We start from the raw sequence: 20,000 nt of genomic DNA, 5'->3' as shown, positions 1-20,000 counted from the left end.
ATGTTCACTGGCATCATCGAGGAATTGGGCGAGATCATCCGGGTGGCGCCGACGGCAGGCGATTCTGCGCTGCTGGGCGTACGTGGCCCGTTGGTCACGTCCGACGCCCGACACGGCGACTCGATCGCCGTCAACGGTGTCTGCCTGACCGTCGTGGAGGTGGCCGACGGTGTCTTCACCGCCGACGTGATGGGGGAGACGCTGCGCCGCTCCGCGCTGGGCGCGCTGCGCCCCGGCGACCCGGTCAACCTGGAGCGGGCCGCCGCGCTCGGTAGCCGGCTCGGCGGGCACCTGGTGCAGGGCCACGTCGACGGCGTCGGTGAACTGATCTCCCGGGAGCCGGCCGAGCAGTGGGAGACCGTCCGGTTCCGACTGCCCGCCGCCCTGTCCCGCTACGTGGTGGAGAAGGGCTCGATCACCATCGACGGTGTCTCGTTGACAGTGGCCGCCGTCGGCGCGGACGAGTTCGCCGTCGGGTTGATCCCGACCACGCTCAAGCTGACCACGCTCGGCGCGAAGGGCGTCGGCGACCCGGTCAACCTGGAGGTCGACGTGCTGGCCAAGTACGTGGAGCGGCTGCTCGGCGACCGGCTCACCGACGCCGACGCACGCGGGCTGGCCTCCAACCCGGGCAAGGTGGCCTGATGGGCCCGCTCAGCTGGTTGCTGGACGCCCAGGTGCACGTCGCCGGCTCTCCGGTGCTGGCCAGGGAGATCGTCGGCAACGCGTTCGGGCTGGTCTCGGCGCTGCTCGGATTGCGCCGGCTGGTCTGGGCGTGGCCGGTCGGCATGATCGGTAACGCGCTGCTCCTCACCGTCTTCCTCGGCGGGGTGTTCGCCACCCCGCAGGAGCACGACCTGTACGGGCAGGCCGGCCGGCAGGTGTTCTTCTTCGCGGTCAGCGTCTACGGCTGGTGGCGCTGGCAGCGCAACCGTCGCGCCGACGCCGGGCAGGCCGCGGTCGTGCCGCGCTGGGCCACCGGACGGGAGCGACTGATGCTGCTGGTGGCCGCCGTGATCGGCACCGCCGCGGCGTACCCGCTGCTCAAGGCCCTGGGCTCCTGGGGCCCGCTGCCCGACGCCTGGATCCTCACCGGCAGCCTGCTGGCCACGTACGGCATGGCCCGCGGCTGGGTGGAGTTCTGGTTGCTCTGGATCGCTGTGGACGCGGTCGGCGTGCCGCTGCTGCTGCGCGGGGGGTTCTACCCGTCGGCCGTCATGTACCTGATCTACGGCGCCCTCTGCGTCTGGGGCTTCGCCGCCTGGTGGCGCACCTCGCGCGCCACGGCCACCGTCCGTACGCCCATCTACCGGGAGGCCGTCGCATGACCAGCTTTGGGGATATCGAGCAGGCGATCGCGGACATCGCGGCCGGCCGGCCGGTCGTCGTGGTCGACGACGCGGACCGGGAGAACGAGGGCGATCTGATCTTCGCGGCCGAGTTGGCCACACCGGAGCTGATGGCGTTCATGGTGCGCTACACCTCCGGGTACGTCTGCGTGCCGTTGACCGAGAGCGAGGCCGACCGGCTCGACCTACCGCCGATGTACCACACCAACCAGGACCGACGCGGCACCGCGTACACGGTGACAGTGGACGCCCGGGAGGGGGTCGGCACCGGCATCTCGGCGGCCGACCGCGCGCACACCATCCGGCTGCTCGCCGACGCGGCGACCGACCCGACCGACCTGGCCCGGCCCGGGCACGTGGTGCCGCTGCGCGCCCGCGAGGGCGGGGTGCTGCGCCGCCCGGGGCACACCGAGGCGGCTGTCGACCTGACCCGGCTGGCCGGGCTGCGCCCGGCCGGCGTGCTCTGCGAGCTGGTCAACGACGACGGCACCATGATGCGCCTACCGGACCTGGAGAAGTTCTCCGCCGAGCACGGCCTCACGCTCGTCACCATCGCCGACCTGATCGCCTACCGGCGGCGTACCGAGAAGCAGGTCGAGCTGGTCGCCGACGCCCGGATGCCGACGAAGCACGGGGTGTTCCGGGCGCTCGGCTACCGCGTCGAGCACGACCCGGCCGAGCACGTCGCGATGGTGCTGGGTGACCTCGGTGACGGCCAGGACGTGCTGGTCCGGGTGCACTCCGAGTGCTTGACCGGGGACGTGTTCGGCTCGCTGCGCTGCGACTGCGGGCCGCAGTTGGACGCCGCACTGGCCCGGGTCGGGCAGGAGGGCCGGGGCGTGGTGCTCTACGTCCGTGGGCACGAGGGACGCGGCATCGGGTTGCTGCACAAGCTGCAGGCGTACCAGTTGCAGGACCTGGGCCGCGACACAGTGGACGCCAACCTCGACCTGGGCCTGCCGGCCGACGCCCGCGACTACGGCACCGGCGCGCAGATCCTCTACGACCTGGGCGTGCGGTCGATGCGGCTGCTGACCAACAACCCGGCCAAGCGGGCCGGGCTGGAGGGGTACGGGTTGACCATCACCGGCCGCGAGGGGCTGCCGGTTGGCGCGCACCCGGAGAACATGCGCTACCTGCGCACCAAGCGGGACCGGATGGGTCACCTGCTGGACGAGTTGGACGAGGTGTCCGAGGCGCCGCTGGGGCGTCCGGTCGCCAACGACGAGATCGGAGCATGACGATGGCGGGTTTCGGTGAGCCGGGAGTCGAGGCGGTCGACGCCGCGGGGCTGACCGTCGGGGTCGTTGCCGCCCGCTGGCACGGCGAGCTGACCGACCACATGCTGGAGCGTGCGGTGGCCGCCGCCGAGGCGTGCGGAGCGCGTTCCGTGGTCGCCCGGGTCGCCGGCTCGGTCGAGCTGCCGGTGGTCGCGCAGGCCCTCGCCCGCCGCTGCGACGTGGTGGTCGCCCTCGGCGTGGTGGTCCGTGGGTCCACCGCCCACTTCGACTACGTGTGCCGTTCGGTCACCGACGGGCTGACCCGGGTGGCGCTGGACGAGGGTAAGCCGGTGGCGCACGGAGTGTTGACAGTGGAGACCATCGAGCAGGCCCGCGACCGCGCCGGTCTGCCCGGCTCGGCGGAGGACAAGGGCTGGGCCGCCACCGTGGCGGCGCTCGACGCGGCGCTGGCCGTGCGGACCGTGGCGGCGGGCAACGCCCAGCGGGTCGGCTTCGGCGGCTGACGCCTCCTCGGCCGTCTCTGAAGGAGGGCCGTCAGAGACGGCCGGCCTCGATGATCCGGCGCAGGAACTGCCGGGTACGAGGCTGGGTCGGCTCGCCGAGCACCTGCTCGGGCGGGCCGCTCTCGATGACCCGCCCGGCGTCGAGGAAGCACACCTCGTCGGCGACCTCCCGGGCGAAGCCCATCTCGTGGGTGGCCAGCACCATGGTCATACCGTCGGCCTTCAGGTCGCGGATCATCGCCAGCACCTCGCCGACCAGCTCCGGGTCGAGCGCGGAGGTGACCTCGTCGAGCAGCATCAGCCGGGGTGAGTTGGCCAGCGCCCGGACGATCGCCACCCGCTGCTGCTGCCCACCGGAGAGTCGGTCCGGGTAGGCATCCGCCTTGGCGCCGAGCCCCACCCGGTCGAGCAGCTCCCGGGCCTGCGCCTCGGCCTCCGCCCGACCCCGCCGGTGCACGCGGCGCGGCGCGAGGGTGATGTTGTCCAACACGCTCAGGTGCGGAAAGAGGTTGTACGCCTGGAACACCATGCCGATCCGCCGCCGGACCCGGTCCGGGTCCACCCGGGGATCGGAGATGTCCTCTCCGTCCAACTCGATGGTGCCGTCGTCCAACTCCTCCAGCAGGTTGACGCAGCGCAGCAGTGTCGACTTGCCGGACCCGGACGCGCCGATCAGGGCCACCACCTGATGTTCGGCGACGGTCAGGTCGAGGTGGTCGAGCACGGCGTGCCCGCCGAACTCCTTGCGCAGGCCCCGACAGTGCAGCAACGCCATGGGTCAGCCTCCCGACTGTCGGCGGGCCGCGCGCAGCGTCACCCAGTCCGTGACCGCGATCAGCGGGATCGCGAGCAGCACGAAGAGCACCCCCGCCACGACGTACGGCGTGTAGTTGAAGGTTTGGGCGGTGGCGATCTGCGCGGCGCGGACCGCGTCGATCGGCCCGGCCAGCGAGACCAGCCCGACGTCCTTCTGCAACGCCACCACGTCGTTGAGCAGAGGTGGCGCCACCCGGCGGACGGCCTGCGGCAGGATCACGTGCCGCATCGTCTGTCGGTAGGTCAGGCCCAACGAGCGGGCCGCGGCGAGTTGGCTGGGGTGCACCGACTCGATGCCGGCCCGGAACACCTCGGCGAGGTAGCCGCCGTAGGTGAGGACCAACGCGATCCCACCCAGCACCAGCACCGGCGGCATGCCCTGCAACCGCAGCCCTGGCACGCCGAGGGTGAGCAGGTACAGCACGATGATCAGCGGTAGGCCGCGGAAGGTGTAGGTGTAGCCGGCGGCCAGCGCGCGGACCGGGAAGAAGACCGGCCCGCGCAGCGTCCGCAGCACGGCGATCACCAGCCCGAGCAGCAGCGCGCCGACCGCACAGCAGACCAGCAGCCGTACGTTGAGCCAGAGCCCGCTCAGCACCGTCGGCAGCGCGTCGCGGGCGATCTCCGGATCCAGGAACGACCGCCGGACCCGGTCCCAGCCCGGCGCCCCGGTCACCGCGATCACCAGCAGCGTGCCGAGCGCCGCCGTCGAGGACGCCGCGACGAGCACGCTGTAAACGGTCTGCCGACGCCGGTACGCCGACCGCCGCAACTGCGCCTCCGAGGGCACATGATCCAGAAGCGTCACCGCAGCTCGGCCGCCCCCGCCACCTGCGCGAGCCACTTCTGCTCCAGCTGCTTCAGCGTGCCCGCCGTGGTGAGCTGACCGACCGCCGCGCTCACGCAGGAGGTCAGTGGAGAGTTCTTGTCCAGCAGCAACCCGAACGCCTCGGGCGTACCGACCTGCGGCACCTGCCCGACGATCGTCGCGTCGGTGATCTCCGCGCCGGTGATGTAGAAGGCGGTCGGAAGATCCACCACGAGGCCGTCCAGTTGCCCGTTCTGGAGGGCCTTCTTGGCGTCGTCGTTGCTGTTGTAGACCTGCGGCTTGGCGGTCGGCTTGATCACGTCGGTGATCGCCTGGTAGCTGGTGGTGCCGACCTGCGCGCCGAGCCGCGCGTCCCGCAGCTCGGCCAGCGACTTCCGGCCGGTGATCTTCGAGGACTTCAACGCGATGACGGTCTGCCGCACCAGGTAGTACGGCGCGGAGAAGTCGACCGCCTGCTTGCGCTCGTCGGTGATGGAGAACTGGTTGATGTCGAAGTCGAAGTCCTTCGGCCCCGGCGCGATGGCGGTGTCGAACTTGACCCGGGTCCACGTGACGTCGGCGCGGGCGTAGCCGAGCTTCTCGGCCACCGCGTATGCGACAGCGGATTCGAAGCCCTCGCCGCTGTCCGGCTTGTCCTTGGCGAACCACGGCTCGTACGCGGGCTGGTCGGTGGCGATGGTCAGCTTGCCCGGCGTACGCGTGGGCAGGCTGTCCTTGGCGCAGGACGGCGCGGCTGTGACATTGGGGGTGGGTTTCTCGTCCTGTGGCGCGCATCCGGCGGTGGCTACGACGACGGCACCGGCGAGGGTGAGCGCGAGGAGACGTGAGCGGCTGGCCATGGCGGACAGCGTAGAGCTCCATGGGCATCGATCGACAATTATCCCACCATGTTGGTAGGGAATTGTCCGCTTGCTGGATTTTGGCGGACCCGGACGCGGGGTGCCGCCCGGGTGGCTGGAAGAATCGTTCCCCGTGAAGACGTTCGAGGAGTTGTTCGCCGAGCTGCAGGCCAAGGCCGCCGCCGGCACCCCGGGCTCGGGCACCGTCGCCGCGCTGGACAAGGGCGTGCACTTCATCGGCAAGAAGGTCGTCGAGGAGGCGGCCGAGTCGTGGATGGCCGCCGAGCACGAGGGGCCGCAGCGCACCGCCGAGGAGATCTCCCAGCTGCTCTATCAGGTCCAGGTGCTGATGCTCGCCAGCGGTCTCGAGCTCAAGGACGTCTACCGACATCTGTGAGTGCCTCCCACCCCTGTTGATCACCAACCGGACCCAAGGAGCACTCCGTCATGCTGCGTGTCGCCATTCCCAACAAGGGCACCCTGGCCGAACCGGCCGCCCAGATGCTGCGCGAGGCGGGCTACCGCCAGCGCACCGACCCCAAGGACCTCGTCTGCCGGGACGAGGCCAACGACGTCGAATTCTTCTACCTGCGCCCGAAGGACATCGCCACCTACGTCGGCTCCGGTGACCTCGACCTCGGGATCACCGGCCGGGATCTGCTGATCGACTCGGCCGCGCCGGCCGAGGAGGTCGTCGACCTCGCCTTCGGCCGGGCCACCTTCCGTTTCGCCGCCCGCCCCGACGACATCGCCTCCGTGCAGGAGTTGGGCGGTCACCGCATCGCCACCGCGTACCCGGGGCTGGTCGAACGGCACCTCGGCGAGGTGGGCGTCAAGGCCGACGTGATCCGCCTCGACGGCGCTGTGGAGAACGCCGTACGCCTCGGCGTCGCCGACGTGATCGCGGACGTGGTGGAAACGGGCGCGACGCTGCGTCAGGCGGGCCTGGTGGTCTTCGGTGAGCCGCTGCTGCGCTCGTCGGCGGTGCTGGTCCGGCGCGCCGGCGCGCCCGCGCAACCGCAGGCCGAGCAGTTGCTGCGTCGCCTGCACGGTGTGCTGGTGGCCCGCCGCTACGTGATGCTCGCCTACGACGTGCCGGCCGGTCTGCTGGACCGGGCCAGCGGGCTCACTCCGGGCATCGAGTCGCCCACCGTGTCGCCGCTGCACCGGGAGGGCTGGGTGGCGGTGCAGGCGATGGTGCTCCGCGACGACGTGCACCGCATCATGGACGAGCTGTACGAACTGGGCGCCCGCGCCATCCTCGTCACCAACATCCACGCCTGCCGCCTCTGACCGTCCCCGTCCCGAGCGCCGCTGGACCGGGGTGTCCGCGGGCCAGGGGCACCCCCCGTTCCAGTGACACCTCGCCGATCATGGAGTTGTGGTGCGCGACAAAGCGCCCGCAAAACCCTAAACCAGGCACCACAACTCCATGATCGCCAAGCCCGACCTGACCCTGCTCCGCGATCTTGCACTTTCTGCACCGACACAAGGTGCATATCGCCCTGTATCGACAACCGAAACCGCAAGATCGGCGGCCCTTCCGCTCGTCAGTGGGCACAGGACTCGGGGTTCGGGGGTGGTGGCTCGGCGGGTGGTGCGTTTGGCGGACGAGTGCGGGTGGCAAACTGGTGGGGTGAGTGAAACCGAACTGGTCCGCCTGAAGCCCCGCCGCATCCGCGTGGTCTGCTGGTCGGCGGCGGCTGCCCTGGTGGTGGTGTTCGGTCTGGTCGCTACCTCGCTGAGTGGCCCGACCGGCGATGGTTACGGCAGCTTCCAGCGCGGCGACCAGATCGCCATGATCGGCCTGGGCATCTTCGGGGCGCTGGGCTTCCTGCTGTTCACCCGTCCCCGGGTGGAGGCGGACGCACGCAGCATCCGGGTCCGTAACGTTGTCAGCTCCTACGAGCTGCCCTGGGAGGTCGTCCGGGGCGTCCGCTTCGACCGGGGCGCGCCGTGGGCCAGCCTGGAGCTGCACGACGACGACCTGCTGCCGATGGTCGCGTTGCAGGCCGCAGACAAGGAGTTGGCCGTCGACGGGGTCCGCGCGCTGCGCCGGCTGCACGAGGCCCACCAGGCCCGTCTCGCCGAGCGCGCCGTCGGCCGCTGACCCGGCCGGAAGGCCGCACCCTGCGGCAGCGGTTCAGGGGAAAGTGCGCAGATCTTGGCGCGCGCCGCCACCCGGTGGCGGCGCGACGGCGACGCAACGCGGCCGCAGGTCGTGCCCGGTTTGGGGGTCGCCGGGGCGCCGGTGTAGTGTTGTCGAGTCGACCAGGCTGTCTCCGCGTGCGAGCAGACAGCCTTTGAAAGCGGAGCGCCTGCTCCCACCCGAGTCGCCGCTACGGTGGCCGGGTCCGGTCACCGGTTCCGGGCATGTCCCGGTGCCGGATGCGCGATCCTTGTGATCGTGCTGACCGGTCGAGCGGGCCCTGGCATGCGCCGGGGCCTTCTGCTTTTCGGGTCGGTTCCCTCCTGGGAGCCGCAGGGGTCGGCGACAGAGCAGAAACGACTCGAGGAGGCCCCATCAGCGTCGAACCACGCGTGAACGAGCAGATCCGGGCACGTGAGGTCCGACTGGTCGGCCCAGAGGGTGAGCAGGTGGGCATCGTCCCGCTGGAGCGCGCTCTTCAGCTGGCAGCGGACGTCGATCTGGACCTGGTCGAGGTTGCGCCGATGGCGCGCCCGCCGGTGTGCAAGCTCATGGACTTCGGCAAGTTCAAGTACGAGAGCGCACTCAAGGCGCGCGAAGCGCGGCGTAATCAGCAGCAGACCGTCATCAAGGAAATGAAGCTTCGGCCGAAGATCGACCCGCACGACTACGAGACCAAGAAGGGTCACGTGGTGCGGTTCCTCAAGGCGGGCGACAAGGTCAAGGTGACGATCATGTTCCGCGGTCGCGAGCAGAGCCGCCCGGAGCTGGGTTACCGGCTCCTGCGCCGGCTCGAATCCGAGATCACGGAACTGGGATACGTCGAGGCCGCTCCGAAGCAGGACGGCCGAAACATGATCATGGTTCTCGCTCCGCATCGGGCCGTCAAGGCCTCCGCGGTCGCCGCCACGGCGTCCCGCGTTGGACCTCGGGACCGGGCAGCGGACGAGTCCGCCGCTCCGGAAGCCGATGAGACCGCAGCGGTCGGCGAGACCGCAGCAGCCGGTGACACCGGCCTCGCCGCCGACACCAGCGGCGAGTAACAGGGGAGAGACGTTCCACATGCCGAAGATGAAGAGCCACACGGGTATGGGTAAGCGGGTCAAGGTGACCGGCAAGGGCAAGATCGTTGCCCAGCAGGCCGGCCTCCGTCACAACCTGGAGAAGAAGCCCTCCACCCAGACCCGCCGGCTGACCGGCACGGTCGTGCTGGCCAAGGCCGACGTCAAGCGCATCAAGAAGCTGCTCGGCCGCTGACGCGCGCCACCTTTACGTAATTAGGAGTTGAGATGGCACGCGTCAAGCGGGCTGTAAACGCCCAGAAGAAGCGTCGTACCCTGCTGGAGTCCGCGAGTGGTTATCGCGGTCAGCGCTCCCGCCTGTACCGCAAGGCCAAGGAGCAGGTGCTGCACTCGATGCAGTACGCCTACCGGGACCGTCGCGACCGCAAGGGCGACTTCCGGCAGCTGTGGATCCAGCGGATCAACGCGGGCGCCCGGGCCAACGGGATGACCTACAACCGTCTGATCCAGGGCCTGCGTCTGGCCGGCATCGAGGTCGACCGCAAGATCCTGGCCGACATGGCTGTCAACGACGCCGCCTCTTTCGCGGCGATCGTCGAGCTAGCCCGGGCCGCGGTCACGGCCGAGGGCACCGGCGGCGCGGCGGCTCAGGCCGCCTGATCCCCACGCACCAGAGCGAGGCGTCTCCCGTGTCGGCACCGCCGTCCGGGGGGCGCCTCAATCGTGCCGGAGGAGCGCACATCATGGCTTTCACCCCGCGTACCCCCAGGGTTGTCGCCGCCCGCCGCCTGCAACGCCGCCGGGACCGCGACGCCACCGGCCGTTTCCTGGCCGAGGGCCCGCAGGCGGTCCGCGAGGCCCTCGCACGGCCGGGGGTGGTCACCGAACTGTTCGGCACGCCCACAGCGCTCGACAGGTATCCGGAGTTGGCCGCCGCGGCGGCCCGCGCCGACGTGCCGGTCTCCGAGGTGACCGACGACGCCATCGCGGCGCTGGCCGAGACCGTCGCCCCGCAGGGGCTGGTGGCCGTCTGCCGGCACCTGGACGTCTCGCTGGAGCAGGCCCTCGCGGGTGCGCCCCGGCTGGTGGCGGTGCTCGCCGAGATCCGCGACCCGGGCAACGCCGGCACGGTGCTACGCACCGCCGACGCGGCCGGTGCGGGTGTGGTGATCTTCGCCGGAGACGCCGTCGACCCGTACAACGGCAAGTGTGTGCGGGCCTCGGCCGGCAGCCTCTTCCACGTCGACGTGGTGCGCGCCACCGACCCGGTCGCGGTGGTCGACGCGCTGCGCGCCGCCGGGCTGTCGATCTTCGCCACCACCGGGTACGGCGACAGCGACCTGGACGACCTGACCGACTACGGTCGGCTCGTCGGGCCCACCGCCTGGTTGTTCGGTTCCGAGGCGCACGGCCTGCCCGAGGAGTTGACCTCCGCCGCCGACACCACGGTGCGGGTGCCGCTGTACGGGCGCGCGGAGAGCCTCAACCTGGCTGCCGCCGCCGCGGTCTGCCTGTACGCTTCAGCGAGAGCGCAGCGCTGAGGGCGAAAGCCTGCGGCGCGACTGACAGCAGGGGAGAGCGTCCGTCCATGAACGCGACACAGCGTTCGTTTAGCCAGCCCGCCGGTGTCGGCGGGCGGCGGGCCTGACCTGCTCCCTGCGCAACTCCTACCGGCGGGCTGCGGCACAGCCGCGCGTCCGTAGACTCGCCTAGCCGCCCCGGTGAGGGCTGGCGCCGCCGTGAGGGAGTGCCCGTACGCCATGAGCTACCGCAACGATCCGTACGACCCGAAGCAGGTCGCCCTGCTCGACCCCGCCGCCCTGGCCGAGGCCGTCGCGGACGCCACGAAGGCCTTCGAGGCCGCCGCCGACCCGGACGCGCTGACCGCGCTGCGCTCGGTGCACCTGGGTGACCGGTCACCGGTCTCCCTCGCGCGCCGGGAGATCGGCGCGCTGCCGCCGGCCGCGAAGTCCGACGCCGGCAAGCGGGTCAACGAGGCCCGCCGGGCGATCGAGTCCGCGTACGCCGAGCGCGCCGAGGTGGTGGAGCGCGAGCAGGCCGAGCGGGTGCTGGTCGAGGAACGGGTGGACGTCACCCTGCCCTACGACCGGCGTCCACGCGGCGCCCGGCACCCGTTGAGCACCCTGATGGAGTCGATCAGCGACCTCTTCGTCGGGATGGGCTACGAGGTGGCCGAGGGGCCCGAGGTCGACCTGGAGTGGGTCAACTTCGACGCGTTGAACATCCCCGCCGACCACCCGGCGCGCGGGTTGATGGACACCTTCCACATCGCACCGGAGGGCTCCGGCCTTGTGCTGCGTACGCACACCTCGACGGTGCAGACCCGCACGATGCTCAGCCGCAAGCCGCCGATCTACGTGATCGTCCCGGGTCGCGTCTACCGCACCGACGAGATCGACGCCACCCACAGCCCGGTGTTCCACCAGGCCGAGGGTCTGGTGGTCGACAAGGGCATCACGATGGCCCACCTGCGGGGCACGCTGGACCACTTCGCCCGGGCGATGTTCGGCCCGGAGGCGAAGACCCGGTGGCGGCCGCACTACTTCCCGTTCACGGAGCCGTCGGCGGAGTTCGACGTGTGGTTCCCGGAGCACCGTGACGGCCCGCAGTGGGTCGAGTGGGGTGGCTGCGGCATGGTCAACCCCCGGGTGCTGCGCGCCTGCGGCGTCGACCCGGAGGTCTACTCCGGATTCGCCTTCGGCATGGGCATCGACCGGACCCTGATGGTCCGGCACGGGGTCAGCGACATCCGCCATCTCTTCGAGGGCGACGTGCGGTTCAGCCGCGCGCTCGGGACCGGGGCGTAGGCGATGCGGGTACGAGACACGGGAACGGTGGTCTGAAGTCATGCGAGTTTCTGTCAGTTGGCTGCGGGAGTACGTCGATCTCCCCGCCGACCTGCCCACCGGTGACCTGGAGCAGGCCCTGGTCGACCTCGGCATCGAGGTCGAGTCCGCGGTGGACCTGGCCGCCACCGTCACCGGCCAGCTGGTCGTCGGTGAGGTCCGCGAGATCGAGGAGCTCACCGGCTTCAAGAAGCCGATCCGGTTCTGCCGGGTCGACGTGGGTGCCGCCAACGGCACCGGCGAGCCGCAGGAGATCGTCTGCGGGGCGCGCAACTTCGCCGTCGGTGACCGGGTGGTGGTGATCCTGCCCGGCGGCGTACTGCCCGGCGGCTTCGCCATCGGCGCCCGCAAGACGTACGGGCACAACTCGGCGGGCATGATCTGCTCGGCCAAGGAACTGGGCCTGGGCGACGACCACTCCGGCATCATCGTGCTGGGTCCGGACGTGACGGCCAAGCCGGGCGACGACGCGCGTCCGGTGGTCGGCCTCGACGACGTCGTCCTCGATCTGGAGATCACCCCTGACCGGGGGTACGCGCTGAGCCTGCGCGGCCTGGCCCGGGAGCTGTCGCATGCGTTCGACGTGCCGCTGCGCGACCCGGCCCTGGCGCCGGCCCCGGTCGGCACCGAGACGCCGGCGTACCCGGTGGAGGTCCGCGACACCGTCGGCTGCGACCGGTTCACCGCCCGCCTGGTCCGCGGGGTCGACCCGACCGCGCCCACCCCGTCCTGGATGCAGCAGCGGCTCGTCACCGCCGGCATCCGCAGCATCTCGCTGCCCGTCGACATCACCAACTACGTGATGTTGGAGCTGGGCCAGCCGATGCACGCCTTCGACGCCGACCGGATCGTCGGGCCGCTGGTGGTCCGCCGCGCCGACGCGGGGGAGAAGCTGACCACCCTGGACGGGGTCAACCGGGTGCTCACCGCCGACGACATGGTGATCTGCGACGCTGGGCTGCCCAACACCCTCGCACGCGAGGGTGCCGGCGTCCCGATCTCCCTGGCGGCGGTGATGGGCGGCGAGACCAGCGAGGTCGTCGCCGGCACCACCACAGTGCTCTTCGAGGCGGCGCACTGGGACCCGGCGATGGTCGGGCGCACCGCCCGCCGGCACAAGCTGTTCAGCGAGGCCGCGAAGCGCTGGGAGCGGGGTGTCGACCCGGCCGTGGCGCTGGTCGCGCTGGAGCGGGCCGTGCGGTTGCTCGCCGAGCACGGCGGGGGCACGCCGAGTGCGGAGATCCTGGACATCGACCACGTCCGGCCGCGTACCCCGATCAGTCTTCCGGCGGACCTGCCGACCCGCCGGGTCGGCGTCGAGTACCCGCCGGCGCGGGTGGTCGCCCTGCTGGAGCGGGTCGGCTGCACTGTCGCGCAGGGCGCGGACCGGTTGTCCGAGGACGCGGGCGCGGTCGGCGTGGCCAGCGGCGTAGGGACGGTGCTGAGCGTGACCCCGCCGACCTGGCGACCCGACCTGACCGACCCGGCCGACCTGGTCGAGGAGGTGGTCCGCCTCGACGGGTACGACCGGGTGCCGTCGGTGCTGCCGACCGCGCCTCCCGGGCGCGGCCTGACCCCGCGGCAGCGTCGCCGCCGGGCCGTCGCCGGGTCGCTGGCCGAGCGGGGGTACGTGGAGGTGCTCGCGCACCCGTTCGTGTCACCGGAGCTGGCCGACCAGCTCGGCCTGCCGGCCGACGACAGGCGCCGACCCGCTGTGCGGCTGGCCAACCCACTGTCCGAGGAGGAGCCGCTGCTGCGCACCACGCTGCTCGGTCCGCTGCTCGGCATCCTCAAGCGCAACCTCGGCCGGGGTCACCGCGACCTCGCCCTCTACGAGATCGGTGCGGTCTTCCACCCGCGCGTCGGCGCCGGCAGCCCGCCGGCGATGGGCGTGGACCGGCGCCCCACCGACGCGGAGTTCGCAGCCGCTGACGCTGTGGTGCCGGCGCAGCCGGTGCACGTCGCGGTGGTGCTCTCCGGCGACCTGGATCCGGCCGGCTGGTGGGGTGCCGGTCGACCGGCCGGCTGGGCGGACGCGATCGAGGCGGCCCGTGACGTGCTTGCCGCCGCCGGGATCCCCGACGAGCGGGTCGAGGTGCGCGCCGCCGAGTACGCCCCGTGGCACCCGGGTCGCTGCGCCGAGCTGCGGGTCGACGGCTCGGTCGTCGGACACGCCGGCGAGCTGCACCCGCTGGTGGTCGCGGCGTTGGAGCTGCCGCGCCGCACCAGCGCGATGGAGCTGAACCTCGACACGCTGCCGCCGACCCCGGTGACGCCGGCGCCGACGGTGTCCGGCTTCCCGCCGGCGCTGATCGACGTGGCCCTGGTGGTGGACGAGTCGGTGCCGGCGGAGCAGGTGCGCCGGGCGCTGGAGGCGGGCGCCGGTGAGCTGCTGGAGGACGTGCGGCTGTTCGACGTGTACTCCGGCGCGCAGCTCGGCGCCGGCCGCCGCTCGCTGGCGTACAAGCTCACCTTCCGGGCACCGGACCGGACGCTCACCGTCGAGGAGGCGGTCGCGGCGCGGGACGCGGCGGTCGCCGTCGCGGCGCAGCGCCTCGGCGCCACCCTTCGCGGCGCCTGACGCGACCCACGACGGCCCCGGTACCCCGCAGAGGTGGCGGGGCCGTCGTCGTTTCGCCGCCGGCTCCGCCGTGTCGGGCTTCCGACAGGCCGCGCCGGCCCTCGTCGTCGGCGAGGGCGTCCCTGGCAGGTCCCGGTGGCTGGGTACCAGGCCTCCGTCGCCGATGGCATGCGCCGACGTCGATATGGGACGGCCTTCGGGTGATCGGCCGAGGGCTCAGTGTCGACGCTGCCGAGCATGTCACGAGCCTTTCCGAGGTCGACACGAATCGGTAGCCTTGCCTGGCGAAGGGGTGAGCGCCGACGCCTGTCGCAGGCCTTCAGGTCAAGGAGCAACGCATGATCGAGGCAATCGTCGCCGCGGCGCTCGTCAAGATCGCCGAGGGGTCCGGGGCGGCACTCGTCGACATGATCCGGCGGCGATTCGTCCGCAGCGACGAGCCGGCGGGGATGCTCGAATCCCTGGACCGGGTCGCGCAGGGCGACGCCTCGGCGGACGACATGGCGAAACTCCGTGCGCTCCTGGCCCGTTGCGCGGCCGAGGATCCGGAGTTTCTGCGGGAGCTCCGGCAGGGGTCGACGTCCGCCGGCAGCACGAACGTGGTGGCCTCCAGCAACGTGGGCAAGCTGGTGCAGGCCCAGCGCGTCGGCGACATCACGATGTAGCCGGAAGGTGACCGACATGGAGCCCGCCTCCGGAAGCTCGTCGCACAACGTGGCCGAGGGCCTGCTGGCGCACCAGGTCCTCCAGGTGGGTTCCTCCGGCGCGATCTACGTCGAACAGCCGCGAGCGGCGGCGCGCGTGCCCGAGCCGCCGCACATGCTCCCGGGCGGCATCGGGAGGATCGTCGGCAGGCACCACCTGCTGCACGAGATGGACGAGGCGATGACGACGCCGGGCTCGCGCTGCTGCATGCTGTGGGGTCTGGCCGGCTCGGGCAAGACCACCCTCGCGGTCGCCTGGGCCAGCTCGCGCATCGCCGAATATCCCGACGGGCAGTTCTTCGTCGACATGTGCGCGTACTCCGGCACGCCGCGCATCGAGACCCGGGACGCCCTGCGCAGCTTCCTGGCCACGCTGGGGATCAACCGGTCCGACCTTCCTGACAACGAGGCGGAGTGGGGCGGCGTCTTCCGCGCCGTCACCGCTGGCCGGCGTTGCCTCGTCATCGTCGACAACGTGGGTTCCTACGAGCAGGTTCGGGACCTGGTGCCGGGCTTCGGGTCGGTGCTGGTGGTCACCAGCCGCCGGGCGATCCCGGAGATGAGCGTTCGTCACGACGCCCGGGTCATCAAACTCCCGTTGCTCACGCTCGACGAGGGGGTGGAGCTCATCGCCGAGCGTGTCGGCTTCGTCCGCGTCCAACGGGAGCAGGCGGCCGCCCAGCGAATCGTGCAGCTTCTGGAGGGGCATCCGTTGGCGCTGGCCATAGTCTCGGCGAAGCTCGCCATCCAGACCACCTGGACGATCAGCGACGCGGCGAGGGGAATCGAGGAGGAGCAGAGCCCACTTCGCTTCCTCGATGACGCCGGCCTGGGCATCGAGGTCGGACGCGTCATCTCCTGGTCACTCGACGACCTCGACGCGGCAACGACGAAGGTTCTCTACGTCGCGTCCATGCTGCCCAGCAACGAATGCTCGGTCGCGGTGCTGTGCCTCGTCCTCGACCAGCCCAGGCGGGTGTGTGACCGCAGTCTTCAGGCCCTCTGCCTGGCATCCCTCATCGACGAGATCAGCCCTGGCCGTTACCGCTTCCACGACCTGATGAAGGCCTATCTCGCGGAGACGCTCGGGCAGGTGCTGGACCCCGCCGAGCAGGAGCTGACCGCGCGCCGCATCCGCACCGTCTACCTGGCGTTGAGCTACGCCGCCGATCGTGCCATCGATCCACACCGGGACTCCCTGCCGGTGGACCAGGAGCTGCTGGCGGTCGTCGGGTCGGCCAGCTTCACAGTGGCGCAGGCCCTCTCCTGGTTCGAGTCGATCACCGCGTCTCTGACCTACCTCATCGAGCAGGCCCGGGCCGACGACGACTTCGCCTTCATCACCCGGTTCGCGCGGGCACTCAACACGTTCCTCTACTGGCGTCAGGACGTCACGAGAACGCTGTCCGTCCAGCGGGAGGCTGTCGCCGCGGCCGCCGCCGGTGACCCGGCGATGGAGGCGCTGTCCCGACGCGCCCTGGGGCGTGCCTACGCGGACATCGGCCAGCTTGAGCCGGCGAAGGAGCAGTTGCGCGCCTCCATCGCGCTGGACGCGGCGTCCGGCGACGATTCGGGTCGGGCGTCGTCGCATCACGCCATGGCCGAGCTCTGCCTCCGGTCGGGTGACCACCGGGACGCGCTGCGCTGGGGGCTGCGGGCGGCCCGGAAATCCAGAGACGGCAACAATGTCGTCCGCGAGGCCCGGGGGCTGTACGACGCGGCCCGAGCCCTCAACGAACTGGGCCACTATTCCTGGGCCCGAGGGCTCGGCCTGCGCAGCCTCGCCATGTGCGAGGAGCGCGGCAATGACTACGGCCGGGCGCTGGCCCTGCGTCTGCTCGGCGCGACCGGCCTCCGGTCGGGCGAGGTCGAAGAGGGCTGCACCTGGTTGGAGCGGGCCTGGCGGGTCGAGGAGTCCCTCGGCAACTTCCGTTCCGTCCGGACGATCCTGGGCCAGCTTGAGCAGGCGTACGGTCAGGGCGGAGACGCCAGCGCCGTGGAAGAGGTCCGACGGGCGCTAGCCCGCCTGGAGCACTATCCGGATCTCACCCAGTCGACGTTGGTGGTCGGGAGTCCGGCGATATGAGCCCTCGGTACGCGCCGCTCGTCCCGGCTGACGAGCTGGCCAGCCCTGCGTCGTATCGGCAACTGCAGCGGGAGCGGGAAGCCACGAGGTTCCGACGCGAGATCGAAGCGATCGTCGACCGTGCGTGCCGGGCGGAGGCGGGCGGCCCGCTTCTTCGGAACACCTTCACCTCGCTGAGCGGGAACCTCGCGGCCGAGGGTGCGCTCAGCTTCGCCGGGCTCGTCCCACCCGAGCGTTTCGACCCCGCGCGGCGGGCGTACGACTCGGCGATCGACACCAGGGGCAGCCGTGGCTCGCTGCACAACTACCTGAACGTCGCGGACGCGGGCTCCCTGGTGGAGCACCCCGAATTCCGGGAGGCGTTCGCTCATCCGCTGCTGGTCGCGCTCGTCGCGCACGCCCTCGGCGGCCCCGTGAAGATCATCGACTTGCGGGCGAAGGACACGCAGCCACTCGACGTCGTGGCGCGGGACAACACCCTGCACGTCGACAACAGCCCCTTCATGGACGAGTTCAAGGTGATCGTCACCTGGACGATGGGCACCGGTCGAGGGCCCTCGGGGCAGGGGCTCACCTACCTGCCCCGCACGAATCGGCTCCTGCGGCAGTGCTTCGTGGACGACGACGGCACCGCGTGGAGCGACGAGGACAGCTGCATCTTTCCCTCGCAGGCCCGCGTGGACGAGGCGCTCGCCGCCCAGGCCCGCTTCTTCGACGACAGCCTCCCGCGAGTCGTCCATCTTCAGGACATCGCGGCACCGTGTCACACGATCTTCGCCGCGAGTCGGCTGGTCCATCACCGGTACCGTACGTCCGCCGGCGGGCCACGCAGTGCGATCATGGCGGCGTTCCACCGGACCGACGAGGGCACCGGCTTCCTCGGCGCCAGCGACCTCCCGGGGTCGGCTCTCGACCGGTTCCTGTTGGCGACCGGGGACGGGCGCCCCTTCCTGGAGCTTCTCGCCGATGAGATGCCCCGGGTCGTCGCGGCGCTCGCGGCCGCCGCGTCCCGGCCCGGCTTCGTCGTCGACCCGGACCGGCATCTCCTACGCGACGAGGGCTTTCGCTCCTGGTACGAGCGGCAGAGCGCGGGCGTTTCCCTCGACCGACTGCGCCGCGCCACGCTGGCCACGGCCGTCGACGACGACACGCCCATCGCGCAGCGACTCGTTCTGCGCATGCAGTACGACCTGCAGGGTGCCCTCAACATGCCGCTCTACACGGACCTGCGGGAGGAGGTGCGGAAGCGGGCGCGGATTGTGATCCGGGAGATGACGCCGGAGCACATCCGGGACATCGTCACGCGACACGACCTCGGTGCGGTCCTGCGCGCGGAGTCCGCGCCACCGCGCCGGCCGGTCGGCGAACTCGCCGAGGAACTGCACGGCGCGCTGGTCGCTCTGCAGCGGCTCCTGTCGACGGCGGTCGCGTCCCGGCCCGCCGGCCCGATCTGGGGTTCGACCGACGGGAGCGCGGCCGCGTTGTCCCTGCGGCGCTTCATCGTCGATCTGTGCGTCGCGGCCGCCGACATCTCCGACGACGCGTCCCTGGCCACTGGGTGTGTGTTCGGTGCCCTCGGCTCCGTGCTGGCCGACGACCTTTTCGACCTGGGCGCTGCGGGCCGCGAGATCACGGGCGAGTTGTTCGGGATGTACATCCGGCTGGCGGCGCCCTCGCTGGTCGAACGATGCCCGGCACACCCGGAGAAGGAGAAGCTGGACACCTACCTCGAATCCGTGAACGAGGAGAGGCAGACCGCCAAGCTGGCGTCCGAGGTCTGGTTTCAGGCCGCTTCCGCCGAGGTGACCGCGCGCAACGACGACTTCGTTCGCGCGCTGCTGCGGCGTGTGCTGCCGCCGGGGCGACCCTCGCCGGAGTCCGGCGATCTCGGCGCGCTGCTGGCGGATCCCGCCGCGCTCAGCGCGTACTACTGGAAGCGGGTCGTGACCGGGAAGCCGGTGGCGGTGCGCTTCGGCGCGGCCGACCTCGACACCCTCGACGGCTACTTCGGGCTGACGGCCGGCCGGAGCCTGCCGGCCGCGCTTGCGCGGCTACGCGAGGAGACCACTGCGGGCTCGCCGGCCGAGCACCTGCTTCGCAGTATCGAGCGGCTCGCGTCACTACGGGGCCAGTCCCACGCCGAGGCGTGCCGGGATGTCATGAGCCGCTTGTCGACGCACTGGCCGGACCTCGTCCAAAGGTGTCGGGGCGGCGGTCTGGACGCTCCGCCGCCGCCGGCCGATCGCATCTTCTCGACGCTCCACGATGCGATTGGTGCCGCAGGCGAGGAGGGCCGGCGCTCGCGCCGGTCGTCGGCGGGCGTCCCCGCGCCGCGCGCCGGGTCGGCGGAGGTGTTGTTGACGACCGCCGAGGCGCGGGAGTTGGCCCGCGTGTACACGCTCGCCCGGCTCTGCTTCAGCGCTGAGGAGTTCCGGATCGCGCAACTGCTGGCCGGTGATCCGCGTGTCCGGTACGCCGTCCTCGCCACCCATCTGTACCTGGTCTCCGAGGTGTCGCGGTCGGCGTCGGAACTGGTCGAGAACTGGGGCACGGCGAAGATCCTGCTGCCCTTCACCGAGGCCTTCGTCAACGTCGTGGGCTACTCGTCGTCCGTCATCGATCTCGCGCCGAATCCGAAACTGATCACGGTCATCAGCAACAACCTGTTGCCGGCCGTGGCCGGCGAGTTGCTCAGGCGGGATGCCGCCGTCGACGAGTTGGACGCGGACATCCTGGCCGGGGGTGTCCAGGCCGCCGTGCAACGCGGCGTCTTCGACGTCACCATCGGCCTGTTCAACCAGACCGACCGGCGGGACATGGTGTCCCTGTCCGGCCTCAGCCGGCGGGTCTGTCCGGCGGTCCGGCCGTTCGGCGCGTTCTGTCAGCGTTGGCTGCCGTACTTCTTCGACCGTCACCCCAGCGCTCCAACCGGTCGTACTTTCATGCAGTGCTTCACATAAAATTGCAGTCGTCTCGTCCTGCTGCTAGCCTTCGCTGCATAGTCATGCGGAGGT

Annotated in this window: 19 protein-coding genes; 16 read left to right on the top strand and 3 right to left on the bottom strand. The window is 71.2% G+C overall.

The annotated features are described in order from the left end of the window. From ACIA47_RS20350 to ribH, 4 genes are read left to right on the top strand one after another with little or no spacing between them, the layout of a single operon-like run. On the top strand, window positions 1-645 hold the full coding sequence (locus ACIA47_RS20350) for a riboflavin synthase (protein WP_396709832.1): 645 nt from the start codon (window positions 1-3) through the stop codon (window positions 643-645). Then, window positions 645-1,328, top strand: coding sequence for a nicotinamide riboside transporter PnuC (gene pnuC, locus ACIA47_RS20345; RefSeq protein WP_203122042.1), 684 nt, complete (start codon window positions 645-647; stop codon window positions 1,326-1,328). The genes ACIA47_RS20350 and pnuC overlap by 1 nt, the downstream gene beginning before the upstream one ends. Then, window positions 1,325-2,590 (top strand): bifunctional 3,4-dihydroxy-2-butanone-4-phosphate synthase/GTP cyclohydrolase II, encoded by a 1,266-nt coding sequence (locus tag ACIA47_RS20340; protein ID WP_396709830.1) that lies wholly within the window; start codon window positions 1,325-1,327, stop codon window positions 2,588-2,590. The genes pnuC and ACIA47_RS20340 overlap by 4 nt, the downstream gene beginning before the upstream one ends. Window positions 2,591-2,592: 2 nt before the next feature. Further along, entirely contained in the window at window positions 2,593-3,093 is a 501-nt protein-coding gene (ribH, locus tag ACIA47_RS20335) for a 6,7-dimethyl-8-ribityllumazine synthase (protein WP_091401939.1), read from the top strand. Window positions 3,094-3,124: 31 nt separating this feature from the next. Here the strand turns inward: ribH and ACIA47_RS20330 are convergent, their stop codons facing one another. From ACIA47_RS20330 to ACIA47_RS20320, 3 genes are read right to left on the bottom strand one after another with little or no spacing between them, the layout of a single operon-like run. Continuing rightward, the gene (locus tag ACIA47_RS20330; RefSeq protein ID WP_396709828.1) at window positions 3,125-3,868 is read right to left on the bottom strand and encodes an amino acid ABC transporter ATP-binding protein; all 744 of its coding nucleotides are present in this window, start codon (window positions 3,866-3,868) and stop codon (window positions 3,125-3,127) included. Between the two features lie 3 nt (window positions 3,869-3,871). Next, window positions 3,872-4,717, bottom strand: coding sequence for an amino acid ABC transporter permease (locus ACIA47_RS20325; RefSeq protein ID WP_396709826.1), 846 nt, complete (start codon window positions 4,715-4,717; stop codon window positions 3,872-3,874). Beyond that, complete coding sequence (locus tag ACIA47_RS20320) at window positions 4,714-5,577, bottom strand: ABC transporter substrate-binding protein (RefSeq protein WP_203122036.1); 864 nt, start codon at window positions 5,575-5,577, stop codon at window positions 4,714-4,716. Before ACIA47_RS20320 ends, ACIA47_RS20325 begins: the two co-directional genes overlap by 4 nt. Window positions 5,578-5,710: 133 nt before the next feature. Here ACIA47_RS20320 and ACIA47_RS20315 point away from each other — a divergent pair, with 133 nt between their 5' ends. The 12 genes from ACIA47_RS20315 to ACIA47_RS20260 all read left to right on the top strand — a co-directional run bounded on the left by ACIA47_RS20315 (window position 5,711) and on the right by ACIA47_RS20260 (window position 19,946). Continuing rightward, the gene (locus tag ACIA47_RS20315; RefSeq protein WP_089016570.1) at window positions 5,711-5,974 is read left to right on the top strand and encodes a phosphoribosyl-ATP diphosphatase; all 264 of its coding nucleotides are present in this window, start codon (window positions 5,711-5,713) and stop codon (window positions 5,972-5,974) included. 50 nt (window positions 5,975-6,024) lie between these two features. Beyond that, window positions 6,025-6,870 (top strand): ATP phosphoribosyltransferase, encoded by an 846-nt coding sequence (gene hisG, locus ACIA47_RS20310; protein ID WP_030488425.1) that lies wholly within the window; start codon window positions 6,025-6,027, stop codon window positions 6,868-6,870. A 343-nt stretch (window positions 6,871-7,213) separates the two neighbouring features. Next, a complete protein-coding gene (locus tag ACIA47_RS20305; RefSeq protein ID WP_203122035.1) occupies window positions 7,214-7,687 on the top strand; it encodes a PH domain-containing protein in 474 nt (157 codons plus the stop codon). Window positions 7,688-8,118: 431 nt separating this feature from the next. Continuing rightward, window positions 8,119-8,769 (top strand): translation initiation factor IF-3, encoded by a 651-nt coding sequence (infC, locus tag ACIA47_RS20300; protein WP_366341389.1) that lies wholly within the window; start codon window positions 8,119-8,121, stop codon window positions 8,767-8,769. Between the two features lie 19 nt (window positions 8,770-8,788). After that, window positions 8,789-8,983 (top strand): 50S ribosomal protein L35, encoded by a 195-nt coding sequence (gene rpmI, locus ACIA47_RS20295; protein ID WP_007458415.1) that lies wholly within the window; start codon window positions 8,789-8,791, stop codon window positions 8,981-8,983. Between the two features lie 32 nt (window positions 8,984-9,015). Further along, window positions 9,016-9,408, top strand: a complete 393-nt coding sequence (gene rplT / locus ACIA47_RS20290) for a 50S ribosomal protein L20 (RefSeq protein ID WP_030488429.1) — start codon at window positions 9,016-9,018, stop codon at window positions 9,406-9,408. Between the two features lie 83 nt (window positions 9,409-9,491). Continuing rightward, complete coding sequence (locus ACIA47_RS20285; protein WP_396709822.1) at window positions 9,492-10,289, top strand: TrmH family RNA methyltransferase; 798 nt, start codon at window positions 9,492-9,494, stop codon at window positions 10,287-10,289. A gap of 219 nt (window positions 10,290-10,508) precedes the next feature. Then, window positions 10,509-11,576 (top strand): phenylalanine--tRNA ligase subunit alpha, encoded by a 1,068-nt coding sequence (gene pheS, locus ACIA47_RS20280; RefSeq protein WP_030335722.1) that lies wholly within the window; start codon window positions 10,509-10,511, stop codon window positions 11,574-11,576. Window positions 11,577-11,616: 40 nt separating this feature from the next. After that, window positions 11,617-14,196 (top strand): phenylalanine--tRNA ligase subunit beta, encoded by a 2,580-nt coding sequence (gene pheT, locus ACIA47_RS20275; RefSeq protein ID WP_396709820.1) that lies wholly within the window; start codon window positions 11,617-11,619, stop codon window positions 14,194-14,196. A 338-nt stretch (window positions 14,197-14,534) separates the two neighbouring features. Then, complete coding sequence (locus tag ACIA47_RS20270; protein ID WP_203124481.1) at window positions 14,535-14,861, top strand: hypothetical protein; 327 nt, start codon at window positions 14,535-14,537, stop codon at window positions 14,859-14,861. A 16-nt stretch (window positions 14,862-14,877) separates the two neighbouring features. Beyond that, complete coding sequence (locus ACIA47_RS20265) at window positions 14,878-16,986, top strand: NB-ARC domain-containing protein (RefSeq protein WP_396709817.1); 2,109 nt, start codon at window positions 14,878-14,880, stop codon at window positions 16,984-16,986. Further along, window positions 16,983-19,946, top strand: coding sequence for a hypothetical protein (locus ACIA47_RS20260; RefSeq protein WP_396709815.1), 2,964 nt, complete (start codon window positions 16,983-16,985; stop codon window positions 19,944-19,946). Before ACIA47_RS20265 ends, ACIA47_RS20260 begins: the two co-directional genes overlap by 4 nt. Window positions 19,947-20,000: the final 54 nt, after the last annotated feature.

It is taken from the genome of Micromonospora sp. NPDC051227 (assembly GCF_044455385.1).
In the GTDB taxonomy this organism is placed as follows: Bacteria; Actinomycetota; Actinomycetes; order Mycobacteriales; family Micromonosporaceae; genus Micromonospora.
This window is presented reverse-complemented; position numbering and strand designations above follow the sequence as displayed.